This is a genomic window from Castellaniella sp. (assembly GCF_036379515.1).
In the GTDB taxonomy this organism is placed as follows: Bacteria; Pseudomonadota; Gammaproteobacteria; order Burkholderiales; family Burkholderiaceae_B; genus Castellaniella.
In genome coordinates this window covers 160,356-178,418 of record NZ_DASVGN010000038.1, presented here as the reverse complement: position 1 = coordinate 178,418, position 18,063 = coordinate 160,356, and the positions used below count along the sequence as shown (strand labels likewise).

The window sequence follows — 18,063 nt, the reverse complement described above, 5'->3', positions numbered from 1 at the left end:
CATGTCAAATCTGGAACGCCAGAAGGGTCAGATCCTGGTCCTGGGGATGTTGCTCGCTACCGTACTGAGTCTCGCCTGGTTGCGCTATTTCGCCACAGGGCAGGTAACCGCAGGCAAGGCGCGCCTGGTGCATGGCCTGGATGCGGCTGCCTACAGCGGCGCTCTGGTGCAAGCGCGCACACTCAATCTTCTTTCGTACGTCAATCGCGCCCAATTGGCTCATCAGCTGGCGATGGGGCATCTGATGACCCTTGGAAGCTGGGCCCACTTTGGCGGTGTCGAAGCAGATCGACTTCTTCAGGGGAATCCACCGGCGCATTTGATCGGTTTGTTGTTTGGTGCTGATCATGGCCGTGCCTATCTGTCTGCTGCCAACGCGGTCGGCCTTCAGGCTCAGGCACAACCGGCCGGGGGCTTGGGGCATGCCTGGGCGCAGCACGATGCGTTTGTCCACGGGCATTTGCGGGATGTGGCAACGATGCTGGTGCGGGGGTTGCCGAGGGCCCGGCTTGCGGCCATGCAGACGGTCTTGCAGGTGCATTACCCGGAGCTTGCAGGGGACAGCCTCGTGCCGCAGGTATCGGCCGATGCGTGGCCTGGCAGGGTGCGTTCGAGGCCACCAGATGCAGGATATCTTCGTTTCGTCCGCACTTTAGCGGCACGCTATTCGTTTCTGGCGCCGCGTAACCAGACCGTCCGCAACAGCTGGCCGGTCGATGCCCGCTGTCCGACGTTGCGTCACGAACTACGGCGGCGCGGAGCGACGGATTTGAACCCCAGCGGGCGCTGGCAGTCCGGAGATACCCAGTCTTTTCATGCGGTACGCTCCAACCGCTGGATTGGGTGCTATTACCGCGAATATCCCATGGGGTGGGCCTGGATGCCGGCCTCCGAAGGCGGGCAAGGCTTGGGGGATTACGCCGAAGAAGCACCCAAGAATTTTTCCGAGCAGGACTTCTGGCGCTGGGTTGAAGAGGCAACTCAATGGGATCTGGTCGGGGGTGACGCGAATCCCCTGGCAAATTCATATGCCGTGCAAAGCCGCCCGGTGTGGCCGTCACGAGGGCTGGCCGCGTACGAAGAGCTCTCGTCGACTGCCGGTGATGAAGAGGTCACCGCCGCCTCACGGTTCGAGGTCCGTTTGAGTATCCCCGGCGCGGATGGGCGCATGCTGCATGCGCGTAGCGCCGCAGAGAGCTATTTTTCACGGCCGTCGCGTCGCAGGGATGGTCGGTTGGAGGTGGCCAACCTCTTTCGACCCTATTGGCTGGCTCGGCTCGCACCTGGCCTGCCCGGGCCCTCGTGAGGAGATGTCATGCATCCGTGGATCATGGCTGAAGCGTTCTTGGTTCAAGTGCGCGGGAGCCAGTTGCAGCGCGGTCAATCTGTCGTGGAGGCGCTGTTGGCACTGGCGGTTCTTGGGAGCCTGTCCCTCGCCATCGCCTGGCTTGGGCGGCTTCAAGACGTGGCTTTGCAGGCACAGCACGCAAGTCGCCGCATTGCGTTTGCGCAATCTCATCAGGGGCTGGGCCCGGCCCGATTGGCGTCTGGAGTGGACGGTTACCTGGAGACCCCGGGGCATGCCTGGCGTGATCGCCAGGGCCACGCGCTGCTTGTTGAAAACGACCAGCCCGGCGCAAAGCACGCCGTCCGTCTCTGGAATACAGAGGCTGTGCCATCGGTTCAAGTCGGTGATCCTGTCGTGGGCGCGAACCGATGGCGTCACGAATTGCAGTTGGGCGAGGAGGGTGTCTGGCGAGCGGACGTTTCACTTCGGACGCAAGCAGCCGACGTGTCTGCCAGGACGCTGCGTGATTTCGACCGGCTTGGCCTGAGTCTGCATCGGCATACCGCCATATTGCAGGGTTCGGGTGCTGCGGCCTCGGACATTCAGGCTCAGGACAGGCTTTCGGCGAGCCCTCAGGCGTGGGACAAACTTGCGGCTGGATCGCGCAAACAGGGTCAGACGGTTCAGCGGCAGATGCATCAAGTGGACTCGGCATGGGGCCGATCGCAGCCGGAGTGGGACTGGACGAGCCGCTGGGCCGATGAGGTTCCTGCTTGGTATCTCAAGCCGTGGAGGCAACCATGAACCAGGCATCGGTATTCCTCTTTCTATGGCTGCTGAGCAGGATTGCCTTCGCCGAACCTTGGGATTTTCGAGATCGGATATCCGATCCAGCGTGGGTGTGGTCCGTTCCGCAGGTCTTTGATCTTTCGGGGACCCGGATGCGGGTGCAGCACTTCACGACGCCTCTCAGGATAGTACCGGCTGCTCGGGAGTTGACTCAACTTTTGATTCCCACCTTTTCTCGCGTGCAAGTCAGCGGGTCCGAGATCCGGCTGTCAGGTATGTCGGGCCCCGTACATTGGTTGGCAAGGTTGCGGCGCCGTGACGAGGCGACGGTGGGTGAAGTCTCCAGCCTCGAGCTCCATGGGTTGCCTCGAGGAGCATTCGACGCCTCTCATTTCGTTCCCTCGGGAGCGCAACAGGTTGTTCGGGTGGGGTTTCCAGAGCAAAAGGGCCCCAGCTTGTCACACTGGCAGGTCACAGGGCGTACGGAAGAGATCCTGGCTCACGTGGGAAGGCGGTTGCGATCCTCGGCCTGGCGAGCGGCAGGGCGGCCACCTGAAGCACTTCTGCCGTCCAATTGGCGGCATCCGGACGGGGCTCAGTTGTCTGTTTTTCATGAAAGCAGGGGGGATGGTGTGCTTCTGACCTTCTGGCATGAGAAGGAGGTTTCATGACGCCTCTTCGCCGGCTGCAAATACCGAGGGCCGCTGTCCTGGCGAGTGTCGCCTTGCTCGCCGGTTGTTTGGCGGCGGCTTCTTTGGCGTTGCATTTGAAGGAGCGCGAGCGTGAACTGGAGGCACGAACACACATGACAATGGTTCCGCGCATCGTCGCAGCACGTGACCTGCCCTCCGGGACTCGCCTGATGGCCGACCATCTCGCGGTACGGGATTTTCCCTCGCAGTGGGTAAGCCGGGATGCCTTGCCAGCCAGCCGCCACCTGGAGCTGGAGGGGCTGGTGCTCACCTCTGCATTGCGAGCAGGCGATCTGGTCACGCCGGCCCATACCCATCGCCCGCAAGTCGCCTTTTCTTCCCAACTCGCACCTGGCCGTCGTGCGATCACATTGCCAGTGGATCAGGTCAATTCTTTATCCGGGTTGTTGCAGCCTGGGGATCTGGTGGATCTGTACGTGTCCTTCGATCATCAGCGCAAGCGGCTGACGGCCCCGCTATTACAGGGAATGCTGGTTCTCGCAACGGGCCGTGAGACCCGCGCGGGCGATCCCGATAGCCAGAGCTACTCGACCGTCACTCTGGATGCTGCGCCTGACGAAGTGGTCCGGTTGGTGGCGGCCCGCCAGGCAGGAACCTTGACTGCCATCTTGCGCCACCCGGAGGACTCTCGGGCCGATTTGCGGGCGGTGCGTGGTGACCTGGCGACGCTTTTGGGACTCGTGCCAGCGCCAATACCCAAAAATCGCAGACCCGTCATTTTGTATGGCGCGTCCGGATCTCGATCCGGCTTGGTCAGTCCTTCCGGCGTGGGCGCGCTACCGCATGGCTGGTTCGAATTGCCTCCCGACGCCGTGCGGGCGGGATGGGCCGGCGCATACGAACCATCCGTGGAGTCGAACGAGAACGACGGATTGCGCAGGGAAATAAACTCCGCATCTGAGGAGAATCCATGATCCGGCCGATGACACGTGGACTGGGCACTCTGATTTTCAGCGTGTGGCTGGGTGGAGTATCCGGACCGGTTGCCGCGGTACAGGCTGCGCACGAGACGTTCTTGAGCCTTCAGGTCGGGGATGTTCGGGTTCTGGGAATTCCGGGCGTGGCACGGGTCGCCGTTGGGGACGGCAAGGTGCTGAATGCCGTGAGCACGGACGATAAAGAAGTCATCGTGTTTGCGCGTAAGGCGGGTTCCAGCACACTGCACGCCTGGACTGCGGACGGACAACGCCAGCGGTACAGGGTCGAGGTTTCACCTGAAGGCACGCGGCAGTTGCAGGATGAGTTGCGTGCGGTGCTGGAACGTATTCCCGGTACGCGCGTCACGACGTTGGGAGACAAGCTGTTGGTCGAGGGCGACGACCTGACAGATGCGGATCGGCAGCGCGTGGCCGAGCTTGGGCGCCGTTACCCTCAATTGCTGGACTTCACCGGCGCGGTTGGTTGGGATCAGATGGTCCTGCTGGACGTTCAGGTCGTGGAACTGCCACGAACGCTGCTGCGTGAGCTTGGCGTGCGCTGGTCGCCGAACTCCACCGGTGGGATCAATGCGGGCGTGGGATGGGATGGCGGGTCGCGCCGTTTTGCAGATCGTCCAGGAGAGTCTGTGGTGCCATTGCTCTTCCCCGCCGCAGGGGTCGCTGGGTATTTCGGAGTGAATGCGCTGCTGTCGGCGCAAATCAATTTACTGGCGCAGGAGGGGCATGCCGTCGTTCTGGCACAACCCCAGTTGCTTGCCCGTAGCGGCGCCACGGCCGAGTTCCTGGCCGGTGGTGAAGTGCCTTACAGCACCGCGGACAAGAACGGAAATCCGCAGACCTCGTTCAAGCCTTATGGCGTCTCGCTCAAGATCACACCCTTCGTCGAGCGCAGCGGCGCCGTACGCTCGCACGTTGAGATCGAGGTGAGCTCCATCGATCCAGCGCTCTCCGTGCCCAGTGGTCCTTCGCTCAAGACCCGCCGCACGGCGACCGAGTTCAATGTGCGCTCGGGGCAGACTTTGGCGTTGGCGGGGTTTCTGTCCCGGGATGCAGCTCAGAACATGGACAAGGTTCCTGGCCTGGGAGACCTCCCGATATTGGGAGAGCTCTTCCGATCCCGCCGCTTCCAGCGCAACGAGACGGAACTGGTGGTGCTGGTGACGCCAGTGCTGGTCAATGCTGAGCATGCGGACATGCAATCGCGCGCACATCGAGCGCAGGCTGTGTTGCAGAAGACGTTTCCAGACCCACCGCAGATTCTGACACCTTTGCGTACAGGGACAGGCCTTCAAGGAGCCGCACCAGAGTCACGGTGGAATCCGCGTGCTGGGGGAGCCGGCTCCCAGTGGCGCGATCACCCCCAGGAGAGCCCCCATGAACCTTGAATCCGAATCGGTCTTGGACACCACGTGCCCTTCAGTTCACCTTGTCCTGTGTTTCGAGGATGGTCACCGTGTGCAGCAAAGCCGTGCGCTCCCGCTCCTCATTGGTCGAGATCCAGGCTGTGATCTGGTCTTGAAAGCCTGGCGCGTTGCGCGTCGGCATGCACGCCTTGTCTGGCGCCAAGGGGAGGTCTGGGTCGAAGACTTGGGTGCGCTCACCGGGACCAGTGTCAACGGCCAGCGTGTGGCTTCGTATGGCCCTTTGCTTCCCCATGACGAATTGATTGTGGGGCCTTGCCTGTTGCAGGTGACGTTGACCGAGGTGCCTGGTTCTGAGATCCGCGCCGCAAGGTCCAGCGTGCATGGGCGGGGCATGACGCCTGGGAGCTCGGAGGGCATGGCGGAGAGCCATGTGCCCGAAGAGGCAGATGTCGCGCCTTTGTTGTCAGGGGGAGCATTGCATGAAGGACCTGCCTTGCATCTGTCGCGCTCATGGGGTTCTGTCCATCGTCGGCGCCTGCACGAGGCGTTGATTGCAGCGCTGCAGTTGCGTCGGCGGGACATCGCACAAATGAGTGATGCTGCTCTGCGAGCAGAGGCCACCGTGGTTTTGTCGGGCCTTATCGAAGCCGATCAAGAGCTGCCTTCAGATCTGGATCGTGTGTCCCTGGTAGCGGGGTTGGTGGACGAGGCGGTGGGACTGGGTCCTCTGGAGTCGATGCTGGCTGACCCCGCCGTCACAGAGATCATGGTGAATCGGCATGACGAGATTTTTGTCGAAAAGGCGGGGCAATTGGCGAGGGTACCTGCGAGCTTTAGCAGCGAGCAGGCCGTGCTGGGTGTGATCGAGCGCATTGTCTCGCCGTTGGGGCGCCGCATCGACGACAGTGCGCCCATGGTGGATGCACGTCTGCCGGATGGATCTCGTGTCAATGCGGTGATTGCGCCGGTGGCGCTGCGCGGTGCCAGCCTCACCATCCGCAAGTTTCCGGTTCGAAGGCTGGAGCTGTCGGACCTGCTGGAGGTCGGTGCGTTGGACGAAGCGATGGCAAGGTTTCTGACGCATTGCGTGATCTATCGCAAGAATTTGATCGTTTCAGGAGGGACCGGGTCTGGCAAGACCAGTCTGTTGAATGTTCTTTCCAACGCCATCCCGCCGGGCGAACGCATCATCACCATCGAGGATGCCGCCGAGCTGCGATTGAATCACGTACATCTCGTCAGCCTCGAAGCGCGCCCTGCCAATCTTGAGGGCCGTGGCCGCATCGATATTCGTGATCTGGTGCGCAATGCCTTGCGGATGCGCCCGGACCGCATTGTGGTGGGCGAGTGTCGTGGGGGCGAGGCCTTTGACATGCTTGCTGCGATGAACACGGGGCACGAAGGTTCACTCACGACGTTGCACGCCAACAGCCCGCGAGATGCGTTGAGCCGGCTTGAGACCATGATTCTGATGGCTGGCCTGGATCTTCCTCTTGGGGCAGTACGAGAACATATTGCTTCCAGCGTGGATGTGATTGTCCAGCTGGTGCGCGCGGCGGATGGGCGCCGCCTCATCAGTGCGATCGTCGAGGTCACGGGGATGGAATCGGGGCGCATCCAGTTGCAGGAATTGTTCCTGGCCGAGTGTGGGCCGCCCGCTGTCTTTGTGGGGTGTGGTCTTCTCCCGGGGCGATTCAAGGAGGCGGCAATGCCGGATGTGTCCTGGTTCATGCAGCGTACGGTCATCGACGGTCGTGCCACCCTTCCGCTCGGTTAGTGGCGATGTGGCTCTATCTGTCTCTTGGCCTGTTCGGCGTGGCGGTCACCCTGGTGTCCGGCTTGGCGATGGTGCGTACTTGGCGTGCCTGGAGGATGTTCGACGCGCGAGTGCAGGATGACGCCCGCCATACGCTCGATGCCTCGTTTCTGTTTCTCGATACGGCGCGGGTGTGGCCCGTGCTCTGGGGAGTGGGGGCAGTTGGCACGACGCTCGCCGTCTGGTTGGCTGGGAGCGGATGGATTGCGCTGCCGATGCTGGGCGCTTTCCTGGCGGCGCCGGGATTTCTCTTGCGGCGGATGCGAGAACTACGCAGGCGACGTTTTGACGCGCAGTTACCCGACCTGGTCCAGGCACTCGCTGGTGCGCTTCGCGCGGGGGCCGGCATGCAGCCCGCCCTGCAGCACATTGTGGGGCAGTCGTTGCCGCCGCTGTCGCAAGAGTTTTCACTGCTGCTGCGCGAGCAGCGGCTGGGCCTTGGATTTCACGAGGCCTTGCACAAATTGCGTGGGCGCATGCCGACCGAATCTTGCGGGTTGGTCGTCTCTGCACTGGGGGTCGCGGCGCAGACGGGGGGTAGTCTGGCTGACACGCTCGAGAGCCTCGCTCAGACGCTGCGCATGCGTGAACATTGGCTGGGACGCGTGCGGGCGCTCACCGCTCAGGGACGGATGCAGAGCCGCATCATGGCTGGCTTGCCTGTTTTGCTGTTGGGAGTCCTGGTGCAATTGGAGCCTGAGGCCATGGCCAGATTGTGGACGACGGGATTTGGCTGGTTGGTCTTGTGCCTCATTCTGATGCTCGAGTTGATCGGGATTTTCTGGATTCGCCGCATCGTGGATGTGGAAGTCTGAGGAGAAACATGGTCTGGTTCAGCGTGGGATCTGCTGCCATTGGGGCAGCCTTGGGCTTTTGGATACTGGGAGCGCCCTGGTTGGCGGCACCAGGCTTGGCTGCCGCATCGTCCGAGGGAGATCGGCCTCTCTGGTGGGCCTGGGTACAGGCACTTGAGCCTTGGTGTTCATCCTTTGTGACGTGGGGGATGCTCCGTGAATTCGAGCATTGGAAACTGCGTGCCGGATTGTCGACGCAGTGGCAAGCGGCGCACTGGTTGTCCGCGAGGTGTCTGCTGGCTGCATTGGGCGCCGTGGGCGCTGGCGCATTTGGGGGCATCGTCGAGCCGGACCTGATCTGGATCGTGCTGCCGATGTGTTCGGGAGGCCTCGCGGGTTTTTGCTGGCCTTCGCTGTGGTTGCGCCGCCGGGCAGTGCAGCGGCGTCAGGTTATGGCTCGCGAGTTGCCGTTCATGCTGGACCTGCTGACCCTGTGCGTAGAAGCAGGCCTGAGCCTTCCCTCTGCACTGGTTCAAGTTGCGCGCAACGCCCCCGAGGGACCGCTACGACGCAGTCTGGTGGAGGCGGCTGCGTTGGAGCGCACTGGCATGGGGCGTTCTCAATGGCTGGATCAATGGGCACAGAACACGGGTGTGTCAGGCGTTCGCAGCTTGGTGCTTGCGCTGGCACAGGCAGACCGCCTGGGGATGAGCCTGGGGCCCCTGCTGAGAGGGCAGGCCGCCCAGCAGCGCAGTGAACGATTCTTGCGGGCCGAGAAGCTTGCGCTGGAGGCGCCGGTACGTATGCTGTTCCCGATGGTGCTGTGTATTTTCCCTTGTACGTTTCTGGTGATCGGCTTTCCGGTGGTGGTGAAATTTCTTCAGTCTGGCTTATGAGTTTGCAGATCTGCTGTGCCGTCACTTTTTGGCAGCGCCTGCTTGGCGTGCGCGCCCTGCCTGATCGGGATGCCCCGGACTGGGGCTTGTTGCTGCCGCGCTGCTGGGCGGTCCACACCGTGGGACTTGCACACCCGCTCGACGTTCTTTTCGTCACGGCCGCAGGCGAAGTGCTGCGTGTGGCACGTGCATTGCCACCCAATCGTTGGGTGGCACACTTCGGCGCTTGGGGCGTCCTGGAGCTGCCGGCGGGCTACTGTTCTGTTCCTGGCTGGTCCGAGCGCGTGTCGGCTGCCTGGGGAGACTGGAAAATCGACGTATAAACGGGGTAGAAGCTGCAATACAGAAGAGCGGTGATGACGATGTCAGCAGCAAGCGCGCACCAGGTCAGTACGGTTACGGCCAGTCCCGCGCTGGCGAGCTGGTCGATGACCCAATGAAGTGCATAGTACGCAGCAGCCCAGCTGGCGACGTAGATCACGATGGGAAACTTGTTGCGCCAGCACGCCACCATCGAATAGAACAGGGCGCGGCGAAGCGGTAGTTTGTGCCATCCGACCAGCGCCGGTGTGTGCCAGAACAGGGCTGATATCACGACGTAGAACAGGCCAAATACGATGAGCGGGCCCGTCATGGCTTGGGATAGTGCTGCATAGTCCGGCTTGTCGCCTTGTGCCTGCAAGGTGGTCACCAGGTGCGACCAGAAGATCAGTGTGGCCACCGCAGCAGCCCCAAAGGTGGCACTCAAATAAGCCAATCCCAGTCTGAGCAGGGGACCTGCGGTTCCTGTTTGTCGTAGCGGTGCAAACCAGAGGCCAGGGACCATGCGTACGTTGTGGTCCAGGTTACGGCAGGCACACAGGGTCAGAAAGGTGAGCAGCGGTGTCAGGATGACCAGAGCCACCTGCCCCAGGATAGGAATCAGAGCCCCCACGTTGATCAGGAAACTCGTGGCGACGCTCCAGAACAGCATGGCCATGGGCTGACGGCGAAACAGGTCGTAGCCTTGGCCGATCCAGGCCCAGCCCGCGTTCAAAGGAAGAATGGCAGCTTGCATGGAGATTCAGCCGGGCAGAGGGGGCGCACTCTGGCTGCTGCGCAGCCTGAGGATACGCTCGAAGTGGCGTGGGTCGTGAGGCTTGAGCGTTTGCGCCGGACGCGGCAAGTAGAAGTCGTAGAGCCTGGAAATCCAGAACCGCAGGGAGGCGGCACGGAGCATCGCCGGCCAGACCTCACGCTCTGCGGCCGTGAACGGGCGCACGGCGTGGTAGGCCTGTAGCCACGCGTTCAGGCGTTTGTGGATGAAGGCACCAGATGCCCGGTGGATGCACCAGTCGTTGACGCTCACCGCGACGTCGAATAGCCAGGTATCCCAGCCCGCGAAGTAAAAGTCGATGAAGCCGCCCATGTGGGGGGATTCGAAGGTTCCGTCGAACAGCACGTTGTCACGAAACAGGTCGCAGTGAGACGGTCCGATGGGTAGGTGCGCCAGCGCGCCGCTTTCTACCAGTGCCACTTGTTCGTCCAGGCTGGAGGCGAGCAATTTTTTCTGGTCGGTACTCAGGAAGGGTTGCAACGCTGGAGCGGTTTCACGCCACCATGAGAGCCCGCGCAGATTGGCCTGGGTGATCCCGAAGTCTTGCGCAGCGACATGCGCTTGCGCCAATGTGCGTCCGGTCAGCGCGCAGTGATCAGGTCCCGGCTCTGGCTCGTAGCCGCCCGACAGCCGCGTCACGATGGCAGTCGGCTTGCCACACAGGGTGGTCAGGCGCGTGCCGTCTTTCAACGTCTGGGGCTCTGGCACGGGGACTCCGTGCGTCGCGAGGTGGTGCATGAGCTCGATGTAGAACGGCAACTGTGCGGCTGTCAGCACCTCGAACAGCGTCAGCACGTATTGGCCACGTGTGGTGTCCAGAAAGTAATTGGTGTTCTCGATACCTGCCGTAATGCCGCGCAGGGTGATGAGTTCGCCCAGATCGTAGCGCTGGAGCAGGGCACGAGCGTCGTCATCCGAGACAGAGGTAAATACAGCCATGGAACACAGAAGACAGTGGGGTCAAGGCCGCATTTTAGACGAAACGACTCGCCTCCCTCGCCCGTGCAGTTCCGCCCCCCAGCCGGCCTCGTTAAAATGACCAATTGTCGTGGAACTTCTGTATGTCTGTGTTTTCTTCCTGGCGACTGTGCGTGGCTCCCATGATCGACGTCACGGACCGTCATTGCCGCTATTTTCATCGCCTTCTGGCGCCGTCTGCGCGTTTGTATACCGAGATGGTCACGACTGGTGCGCTGCTGCATGGCGATGCACCGCGCCACCTGGACTTTGATCCAGCAGAGCATCCTGTGGCCTTGCAACTGGGCGGGTGCGAGCCGGAAGCGCTGGCGCGTTGTGCACGCCTTGGCGAACAGTGGGGTTACGACGAGATCAATCTCAATTGCGGCTGTCCGTCTGAAAGAGTGCAGAAAGGGGCCTTTGGAGCCTGCCTGATGGCTGAACCGCGTCTGGTGGCTGACTGTATCAAGGCCATGCAAGACGTCGTTGATATTCCGGTCACGGTCAAGCATCGCCTCGGGCTCGATGCAGACACTTCTTACGGCTTTGTGCGGGATTTCGTGGGTACCTTGTACGAAGCCGGTTGTCGCGTGTTCATCGCGCACGCACGAAACGCGGTCCTGAAGGGGCTTTCGCCCAAAGACAATCGGCAGATTCCGCCGTTGCGCTACGACGACGTGCTTAAGCTCAAGCAGGATTTTCCTGATGCTGGCGTGATCCTGAACGGCGGCCTGACCGACGTGCAGGATTGCCAGCACTGGATGCGGGCGCTCGATGGCGTGATGCTGGGGCGTGCTGCATGGCACCACCCTGAAACTTTATCGGCGCTTGGGGCCCTGGTCGCTCCTGATGGTGCACGCAAGAGCCCCGATGAAGTCTTCGAAGCGTTTTTCAGCTACGTTCAGGCGCAGCATGGGAATGGAGTCCCGTTGAATATCCTGTTCAGGGGCATCCTGGGATGGCGCGCAGGTCAGCCCGGTGCGCGACAATGGCGCCGCCTGCTGTCAGACCCCAAGGCCTTGAAAGCCCAAGGCCCTCAGGTGCTCAGGCACGCCTGGGAGCAGGGGCTGGGTGCGCTGGCAACCTGAGTCAATTTCCCCTGCGTGGCAGGAACGGTCAGTTCTTGCGAGCCGGCTCTGAGGTATCGGCAGGCCAGTCGCGGATATAAGCCTTGAGCATGTCGTTTTCGAATTGCTGAGCTTCGACGATGGCGCGGGCCATATCGTAGAACGAGATCACGCCCATGAGCGTGGGGCCGTCCATGACCGGGATATAGCGCGCGTGCTTGTCGAGCATGAGGCGTTGGACTTCGTCGGCATCGGTATTGGGTGTGACGCTGACGGGGGCGTCATCCATGATGCTGCGCACTGTGAAGGTGCCGGACTCGCCGTTGTGCTCGTTGAGATGGTTGATGATCTCGCGAAACGTCAGCATCCCCACCAATTGCCCGTGTTCCATGATGACGAGCGACCCTATGTCAAGTTGGCTCATGGAGGTGATGGCATCGCGCACCAGCATGTCAGGGGTTCCTGTGTAGAGAGTGTGGCCCTTGACGCGCAGGATTTCGTTGACTTTCAGCATTGTGAGTACCTCGGACGCAACAATGCGCCTACGTTTTGCTATTGTGCATCATCCTCAAAAGGGGCGGAAGCTTCTTGCTGAAATAGGTCTTGCAAGGTGTCTGGTTTCAGGAGCAATGCGTTGGCCAACGCTTGCAGCAAAGTGGGGGTGAGCGCTGGCTGGCTGCGCTCGATCAGCAGGGAATCTACCAGAGGTCCTGCGGTAGTTTCCAATGGGTCGCAGGCCAGGATCCACCGGTCGCTGTCTGCGACCGGTGCGATGTAGCCCAAGGTGCCTAGCTGATCGAGCAATTCGCGTAACGAATCAGGGTGTGTCCTCAGATGTCGACCCATGTAACTTGCGCTGCGTCCTGGCGGGTGGTCGCTGCGTGAGCACCAGAGCAGGTTCAGAATGCGCAGGGCGTCAGTGGCTTGCTCCCCCGGGTGCCGCAGTCGCGTCCAGCGTCTGAGTCGTAGCGCGGGCATCAGTGAGGCGACCGTGGCCCCCATGAGCACCACGAGCCATGGCAGGTAGATCCAGAGCAGGAAAATCGGTAACGTCGCAAACGCGCCATAGATGACGGTATAAGACGGAAATCGTGTCAGGTACTCGGTGAAGGCGGTCTTCATGAGCGTGAGCACCAAGGCTGTGCCCAATCCCCCCAGCAGCGCATCACGCCAGAGCACGCGGCAGTTGGGGACGACAACGAACAGGGCCGTGAACCCCAGGACTGAAAGGGCAAACGGCATGATCGACAGCAACAGGCCTTGACCCACAGGGAGTATCGCAATGTAGCCAAGCGACTCGCGCGTCAGCACTGAGCTGGCCCAGAGGCTGGCGCCAGTCAGGATCGGTCCCAGCGAGATGATTGCCCAGTAGACCAGCAGGCGTTGTCGCAATGGCCTTTGACGGGTCACGCTCCAGATTTCGTTGAAGGCCTGGTCGATGGTCATGATGAGCAAGATGGAGGTCACGACCAGGAAGGCTCCACCCACGGCGGTCAGGCCGGAGGCCTGCGCGGCGAACTGGTTCAGGTAGCGCATGATCGTGTCGGACACCGAAGGCGGAAGCAGGCTCTCGGCCAGGAAGGCTTCCAGTGCCGTGCGAAATTCGGCGAAGAGCGGAAAGGCTGTGAACAGTGCCAATACGACGGCCAATAGCGGCACGATGGCGAGTACGGTCGTGAAGGTCACGCTGGAAGCCACTCGTGTCAGGCGCCGATGGCCGGCGAAATCCAGCGTAAAGCGCAAGATGTCGGCCGCGTGCGCACGACGAGTGCCGGTCGGGGGCTCGGGTACGGACGGATCGGAGGGCTGCATAGGCATGGGCCGTCGAGTTTTCAGGTCATAATATCAGTATGGAAGTCAAACTCAGTCGCGAGCTGCATGGGCTCGCCGTGGTCAGCTTGCTCGGCCTCATTGTTCTGTGCGTGGGGTGGGAATGGCGCTGGGCCCCTCTGCACCCCCATGGCAGCCTCATGGTGCTCAAAGCCGTCCCTCTGCTGTTTGCCGTGCGAGGCGTTCTCAAGGGCAGCCTCTACACCATGCAGTGGGTGTCCATGCTCAGTTTGCTCTACCTGATGGAAGGGGTGGTGCGCGCCTGGTCTGATCTTTCCCCTGTTTCAGCCGCTTTGGCCGGACTTGAAATCATTCTTTCGCTGGGCCTGTATCTGGGTGCGATCCTGTACGTGCGTCCGGCCAAGAAGGCCGCTCGCCATGGATGAACTGTTCAGCCAGGCGCGGCTGAGGTGTTCGTTTGCAACCTTGCCCGCGACCTTCTACAGCTGCGTCGAACCGAGACCGCTGACGGCGCCCCGCCTGCTGCATGTCGATGCCGAGCTTGCCTCCATGCTTGGCCTGACAGAGTCTGATTGTCACAGCGCCGCGTTTCTGGCGCTGTGCGCAGGTGGCCGCAGGCTGGCGGCGGATATTGCGCCGATTGCAACGGTCTATAGCGGCCATCAATTTGGCGTCTGGGCGGGCCAACTGGGCGATGGACGCGCGCACCTGCTGGGTGACATCACGCTGGGAGAAACCACCTGGGAGCTCCAGCTCAAGGGGTCTGGGCGGACTCCGTATTCGCGCATGGGCGATGGTTGGGCTGTCCTGCGTTCCAGTGTGCGCGAGTACCTGGCAAGCGAGGCCATGAACGGGCTGGGCATCCCTACAACGCGCGCGCTGGCACTCGTGGCTTCGGACGATCGCGTGGTGCGCGAATCCCTGGAGACCGCCGCCATCGTGGCGCGCCTTGCCCCTTCGTTCATTCGCTTTGGTCACTTCGAACACTGGGCATCCTCGCACCACGATCAGGCGGCGCTGCTGTGTTATGTAGTACAGCGTTTTTATCCCCACTGCTGGGTGGGAAGCGCCGAGTCTCCCGATGTTGCGCAAATGGCGCTGAACCTGCTCTCTGAAGTGGTTCAACGAACGGCGCGCTTGCTGGCCCGATGGCAGCTGGTCGGGTTTTGCCATGGGGTGATGAACACCGACAATATGTCCATCCTGGGCCTCACGCTGGACTACGGCCCTTACGGCTTCATGGATGGGTTTCAGATCGACCACGTGTGTAACCACAGCGATACTTCAGGTCGTTATGCCTGGAATGCGCAACCCGGTGTGGCGCGCTGGAATCTCTACCGCCTGGCCGAGAGCTTCCAGGTACTGGGGTGCGACGTGCCATCCCTGGACGCGTGCCTGCAGTCGTTCGAAAGCCTGTTCCTTCAAGCCTATCGTGAAGGGCTGGCGCGCAAGTGGGGGCTCTCTGCGTGGCGGTCGGAAGATCTTGCGTTGGAAAACGACTGGTGGGCCCTGCTGCATTCGCAGCACGCGGATTTCACACTGGCCTTTCGGCATCTCGCGCAAGTTTCGAGTGATGCGACACCCTGGCTGTCTTTGTTCGCCGATCCCGCGCCCGCGCAGGCGTGGCTGGATCGCTATGTCGCGCGTCTTGCACAGGAAGATCCTGGCACTTGGCCAGTACGCCGCACGCAGATGGACGCGAGCAATCCTTTGTATGTCTTGCGCAACCATTTGGCGCAGGAGGCCATCGTGGCAGTTCAACAAGGGGACGTTTCCAGGTTGGACCGACTGTTTACGGTCTTGCGCCGGCCGTATGAATTCCATCCGGGCTGCGAAGATCTGGCCCGCCCACCCCGAGATGATCTGCCCCAGGTCGCGGTGAGCTGCTCTTCCTGAGATGTCATAATGCGGTGAAATTCCGACCTCCTCTACGAATCGATCATGGCTGGCAACACTCTGGGTACCCTGTTTCGCGTGACCAATTTTGGCGAGTCCCATGGGCCGGCCATTGGGGCGGTAGTTGACGGTTGCCCTCCGGGCCTGCCGCTGTCCGAAGCCGACATTCAAGTACAGCTGGACCGGCGCCGCCCGGGCACCTCACGTCACGTGACGCAGCGGCGTGAACCGGATACAGTCGAAATCTTGTCCGGGGTCTTTGAAGGCCAGACCACCGGAACCCCCATCAGCCTCTTGATTCGCAATACCGATGCCCGCAGCCGCGATTACCAGAGCATTGCTGAAACCTTCCGTCCGGGGCATGCCGATTATGCGTACTGGAAGAAGTACGGTATTCGCGATCCGCGTGGGGGCGGGCGCTCATCGGCCCGATTGACGGCCCCGACCGTCGCCGCAGGGGCGATTGCACGCAAATGGCTCGAACAGGAACATGGCGTAGTCATTCGGGGCTACATGAGTCAGCTGGGCCCGATTCCCATTCCTTTCGATTCTTGGGATGCAGTCCCCGAAAATCCGTTCTATGCACCCAATGCGGCCATTGTGCCGCAGCTTGAATCCTTCATGGACCAGTTACGCCATGATGGTGACTCCATCGGTGCGCGTATCGAGGTCGTCGCCGAAGGGGTTCCTACGGGGTGGGGGGAGCCCATCTACGACCGCCTGGATGCCGACATCGCGCACGCCATGATGGGTTTGAACGCGGTCAAAGGCGTTTCCATTGGCTCGGGCTTTGACTGCATCACGATGCGGGGTTCCGAACAGGGGGATGAGCTGGGGCCAGACGGATTCTTCAGCAATCATGCAGGCGGGACGCTGGGCGGGATTTCTTCGGGGCAGCCCGTGACGGTGTCGCTGGCGGTCAAGCCTACATCCAGCATTCGGATCGAACGCCATTCGGTCAACAAGGCCAATGAGCCTGTCATGGTGCAGACGCTGGGACGCCATGACCCTTGCGTGGCGATTCGGGCTACGCCTATTGCCGAGGCCTTGCTGGCCATTGTGCTCATGGATCACGCGTTGCGTCAGCGGGCGCAGTGCGGCTAGGTCGTCGGGCAGGTCACTCAGGGTACCAGTTACCTGCAATACTAGGATAACGACTGGGCTTGTTGCGCAAGTCCAGGCTGTCATAATGGTTTTGACTCCAGGCAATCAGACGCCTGATTCGACCGTTTTCCATATTGCAGGACACAATCATGCCCCAAACTTTGTATGACAAGCTCTGGGATGCCCATGTGGTGCATCAGGGCCCGGACGGTACCTGTCTGCTGTACATAGACCGTCACCTCGTTCACGAGGTGACCAGCCCACAGGCATTCGAAGGCTTGCAGTTGGCAGGCCGCAAGCCGTGGCGTATTGCCGCGAACCTCGCGGTGTCCGATCACAACGTGCCGACGACCGATCGGGCTCAGGGCATCAAGGACCCGATTTCGCGGCTGCAGGTGGATACGCTGGACAAAAATTGCGATGCCTGGGGCATTACACAATTTCGCATGAACGACAGACGCCAGGGGATCGTGCACATCATCGGCCCCGAGCAGGGCGCCACCTTGCCCGGCATGACAGTGGTGTGTGGTGATTCGCACACAAGTACTCACGGCGCCATGGGCGCGCTGGCTTTTGGGATCGGCACGTCCGAAGTCGAGCATGTGTTGGCCACCCAGACGCTTCTCATGAAGAAGAGCCGCAATATGCTGGTTCGCGTCGAGGGCACGTTGCCATTTGGCTGTACCGCCAAGGATCTGATTCTGTACGTCATCGGCCAGATCGGTACGGCGGGTGGTACTGGTCATGCCATCGAGTTCGCAGGCAGTGCCGTGCGCGCGCTGTCCATGGAAGGGCGCCTGACAGTCTGCAACATGGCAATCGAAGCCGGCGCCCGTTCGGGTATGGTAGCCGTGGATCAGACCACGATCGACTACTTCAAAGGCCGACCCTATGCCCCCGAGGGAGCGCTCTGGGACCAGGCCGTGTCTTATTGGAAGACGCTGCATTCAGATCCGGATGCGCAATTTGACCGCGTGGTCGAAATCGACGCGGCCCAGATTGAACCGCAGGTGAGCTGGGGCACATCCCCCGAGATGGTCACGACGGTCAGTGGCCGTGTGCCCGACCCTGCTGCGCAGGCAGATGGGGTGCGTCGCAAAGGTATGGAGCGTGCCTTGAAGTACATGGACCTGAAGCCCGGCACGCCCATGGGCGAGATTCCCGTGGACAAGGTCTTCATTGGCTCGTGCACCAATGCGCGCATCGAGGATCTGCGTGCGGCAGCGGCTGTTGCCAAGGGGCACACCGTAGCGGCCAACGTAAAGTTGGCCATGGTGGTGCCGGGATCTGGGCTGGTGAAGTCCCAGGCAGAAAAAGAAGGACTCGACAAAATTTTCCTGGCGGCGGGTTTCGAGTGGCGGGAACCGGGGTGCTCCATGTGTCTGGCCATGAATGCCGACCGACTGGACCCGGGTGAACGCTGTGCGTCCACGTCGAATCGTAATTTTGAAGGGCGGCAGGGGCAGGGTGGGCGTACGCACCTTGTCAGCCCGGCCATGGCTGCTGCTGCGGCGGTTGCCGGCCATTTTGTGGATGTCCGTACTTTTCAATAGG

At 61.5% G+C, this 18,063-nt stretch carries 17 protein-coding genes; 13 read left to right on the top strand and 4 right to left on the bottom strand.

Annotation, left to right across the window (positions count from 1 at the left end; all coding sequences use genetic code 11):
- The first annotated feature begins 1 nt into the window (after position 1).
- The 8 genes from VF285_RS13940 (at position 2) to VF285_RS13905 (ending at position 8,921) form a co-directional block, all read left to right on the top strand.
- Positions 2-1,306 carry a hypothetical protein gene (locus VF285_RS13940; protein WP_346953237.1) on the top strand — a complete coding sequence of 435 codons (1,305 nt, stop codon included), beginning with the start codon at positions 2-4 and terminating at the stop codon, positions 1,304-1,306.
- A gap of 9 nt (positions 1,307-1,315) precedes the next feature.
- The gene (locus VF285_RS13935) at positions 1,316-2,092 is read left to right on the top strand and encodes a hypothetical protein (protein WP_346953236.1); all 777 of its coding nucleotides are present in this window, start codon (positions 1,316-1,318) and stop codon (positions 2,090-2,092) included.
- A 652-nt stretch (positions 2,093-2,744) separates the two neighbouring features.
- The gene (gene cpaB, locus VF285_RS13930) at positions 2,745-3,704 is read left to right on the top strand and encodes a Flp pilus assembly protein CpaB (RefSeq protein WP_346953235.1); all 960 of its coding nucleotides are present in this window, start codon (positions 2,745-2,747) and stop codon (positions 3,702-3,704) included.
- Entirely contained in the window at positions 3,701-5,113 is a 1,413-nt protein-coding gene (locus tag VF285_RS13925) for a type II and III secretion system protein family protein (protein WP_346953234.1), read from the top strand. Before cpaB ends, VF285_RS13925 begins: the two co-directional genes overlap by 4 nt.
- Positions 5,103-6,869: an ATPase, T2SS/T4P/T4SS family gene (locus VF285_RS13920; RefSeq protein WP_346953233.1), complete on the top strand. Its 1,767-nt coding sequence runs from the start codon at positions 5,103-5,105 to the stop codon at positions 6,867-6,869. Before VF285_RS13925 ends, VF285_RS13920 begins: the two co-directional genes overlap by 11 nt.
- 5 nt (positions 6,870-6,874) lie before the next feature.
- Entirely contained in the window at positions 6,875-7,723 is an 849-nt protein-coding gene (locus VF285_RS13915) for a type II secretion system F family protein (RefSeq protein ID WP_346953232.1), read from the top strand.
- 8 nt (positions 7,724-7,731) lie between these two features.
- Positions 7,732-8,598 (top strand): type II secretion system F family protein, encoded by an 867-nt coding sequence (locus tag VF285_RS13910; protein WP_346953231.1) that lies wholly within the window; start codon positions 7,732-7,734, stop codon positions 8,596-8,598.
- Entirely contained in the window at positions 8,595-8,921 is a 327-nt protein-coding gene (locus VF285_RS13905; RefSeq protein ID WP_346953230.1) for a DUF192 domain-containing protein, read from the top strand. The genes VF285_RS13910 and VF285_RS13905 overlap by 4 nt, the downstream gene beginning before the upstream one ends.
- Here VF285_RS13905 and VF285_RS13900 read toward each other — a convergent pair.
- Positions 8,852-9,655: a BPSS1780 family membrane protein gene (locus VF285_RS13900; protein ID WP_346953229.1), complete on the bottom strand. Its 804-nt coding sequence runs from the start codon at positions 9,653-9,655 to the stop codon at positions 8,852-8,854. The two genes, VF285_RS13905 and VF285_RS13900, sit on opposite strands and share 70 nt — an antisense overlap.
- A gap of 6 nt (positions 9,656-9,661) precedes the next feature.
- The gene (locus tag VF285_RS13895) at positions 9,662-10,633 is read right to left on the bottom strand and encodes a homoserine kinase (RefSeq protein WP_346953228.1); all 972 of its coding nucleotides are present in this window, start codon (positions 10,631-10,633) and stop codon (positions 9,662-9,664) included.
- Between the two features lie 122 nt (positions 10,634-10,755).
- On the opposite strand from VF285_RS13895, the gene dusA reads away from it, so the two are divergent.
- Complete coding sequence (gene dusA / locus VF285_RS13890) at positions 10,756-11,739, top strand: tRNA dihydrouridine(20/20a) synthase DusA (RefSeq protein ID WP_346953227.1); 984 nt, start codon at positions 10,756-10,758, stop codon at positions 11,737-11,739.
- A 28-nt stretch (positions 11,740-11,767) separates the two neighbouring features.
- Here dusA and VF285_RS13885 read toward each other — a convergent pair whose 3' ends face one another.
- Positions 11,768-12,232 (bottom strand): CBS domain-containing protein, encoded by a 465-nt coding sequence (locus VF285_RS13885; protein ID WP_346953226.1) that lies wholly within the window; start codon positions 12,230-12,232, stop codon positions 11,768-11,770.
- 38 nt (positions 12,233-12,270) lie between these two features.
- Positions 12,271-13,536, bottom strand: coding sequence for a YihY family inner membrane protein (locus VF285_RS13880; RefSeq protein WP_346953225.1), 1,266 nt, complete (start codon positions 13,534-13,536; stop codon positions 12,271-12,273).
- A 32-nt stretch (positions 13,537-13,568) separates the two neighbouring features.
- Here VF285_RS13880 and VF285_RS13875 point away from each other — a divergent pair, with 32 nt between their 5' ends.
- The 4 genes from VF285_RS13875 to leuC all read left to right on the top strand — a co-directional run bounded on the left by VF285_RS13875 (position 13,569) and on the right by leuC (position 18,062).
- Positions 13,569-13,934 carry a DUF2069 domain-containing protein gene (locus tag VF285_RS13875; protein WP_346953224.1) on the top strand — a complete coding sequence of 122 codons (366 nt, stop codon included), beginning with the start codon at positions 13,569-13,571 and terminating at the stop codon, positions 13,932-13,934.
- Positions 13,927-15,405, top strand: coding sequence for a protein adenylyltransferase SelO (locus tag VF285_RS13870; protein WP_346953223.1), 1,479 nt, complete (start codon positions 13,927-13,929; stop codon positions 15,403-15,405). The genes VF285_RS13875 and VF285_RS13870 overlap by 8 nt, the downstream gene beginning before the upstream one ends.
- Before the next feature lie 45 nt (positions 15,406-15,450).
- Complete coding sequence (gene aroC / locus VF285_RS13865; RefSeq protein WP_346953222.1) at positions 15,451-16,509, top strand: chorismate synthase; 1,059 nt, start codon at positions 15,451-15,453, stop codon at positions 16,507-16,509.
- Between the two features lie 149 nt (positions 16,510-16,658).
- Positions 16,659-18,062 carry a 3-isopropylmalate dehydratase large subunit gene (gene leuC / locus VF285_RS13860; protein WP_346953221.1) on the top strand — a complete coding sequence of 468 codons (1,404 nt, stop codon included), beginning with the start codon at positions 16,659-16,661 and terminating at the stop codon, positions 18,060-18,062.
- Position 18,063 lies beyond the last annotated feature (1 nt).

What these genes read in the sequence shown, in the direction of transcription:
- VF285_RS13940 (WP_346953237.1), top strand. Translation starts at nt 2, where the DNA reads ATGTCAAATCTGGAACGCCAGAAGGGTCAGATCCTGGTCCTGGGGATG.
- VF285_RS13935 (WP_346953236.1), top strand. Translation starts at nt 1,316, where the DNA reads ATGCATCCGTGGATCATGGCTGAAGCGTTCTTGGTTCAAGTGCGCGGG.
- cpaB (WP_346953235.1), top strand. Translation starts at nt 2,745, where the DNA reads ATGACGCCTCTTCGCCGGCTGCAAATACCGAGGGCCGCTGTCCTGGCG.
- VF285_RS13925 (WP_346953234.1), top strand. Translation starts at nt 3,701, where the DNA reads ATGATCCGGCCGATGACACGTGGACTGGGCACTCTGATTTTCAGCGTG.
- VF285_RS13920 (WP_346953233.1), top strand. Translation starts at nt 5,103, where the DNA reads ATGAACCTTGAATCCGAATCGGTCTTGGACACCACGTGCCCTTCAGTT.
- VF285_RS13915 (WP_346953232.1), top strand. Translation starts at nt 6,875, where the DNA reads ATGTGGCTCTATCTGTCTCTTGGCCTGTTCGGCGTGGCGGTCACCCTG.
- VF285_RS13910 (WP_346953231.1), top strand. Translation starts at nt 7,732, where the DNA reads ATGGTCTGGTTCAGCGTGGGATCTGCTGCCATTGGGGCAGCCTTGGGC.
- VF285_RS13905 (WP_346953230.1), top strand. Translation starts at nt 8,595, where the DNA reads ATGAGTTTGCAGATCTGCTGTGCCGTCACTTTTTGGCAGCGCCTGCTT.
- VF285_RS13900 (WP_346953229.1), bottom strand. Translation starts at nt 9,655, where the DNA reads ATGCAAGCTGCCATTCTTCCTTTGAACGCGGGCTGGGCCTGGATCGGC.
- VF285_RS13895 (WP_346953228.1), bottom strand. Translation starts at nt 10,633, where the DNA reads ATGGCTGTATTTACCTCTGTCTCGGATGACGACGCTCGTGCCCTGCTC.
- dusA (WP_346953227.1), top strand. Translation starts at nt 10,756, where the DNA reads ATGTCTGTGTTTTCTTCCTGGCGACTGTGCGTGGCTCCCATGATCGAC.
- VF285_RS13885 (WP_346953226.1), bottom strand. Translation starts at nt 12,232, where the DNA reads ATGCTGAAAGTCAACGAAATCCTGCGCGTCAAGGGCCACACTCTCTAC.
- VF285_RS13880 (WP_346953225.1), bottom strand. Translation starts at nt 13,536, where the DNA reads ATGCCTATGCAGCCCTCCGATCCGTCCGTACCCGAGCCCCCGACCGGC.
- VF285_RS13875 (WP_346953224.1), top strand. Translation starts at nt 13,569, where the DNA reads ATGGAAGTCAAACTCAGTCGCGAGCTGCATGGGCTCGCCGTGGTCAGC.
- VF285_RS13870 (WP_346953223.1), top strand. Translation starts at nt 13,927, where the DNA reads ATGGATGAACTGTTCAGCCAGGCGCGGCTGAGGTGTTCGTTTGCAACC.
- aroC (WP_346953222.1), top strand. Translation starts at nt 15,451, where the DNA reads ATGGCTGGCAACACTCTGGGTACCCTGTTTCGCGTGACCAATTTTGGC.
- leuC (WP_346953221.1), top strand. Translation starts at nt 16,659, where the DNA reads ATGCCCCAAACTTTGTATGACAAGCTCTGGGATGCCCATGTGGTGCAT.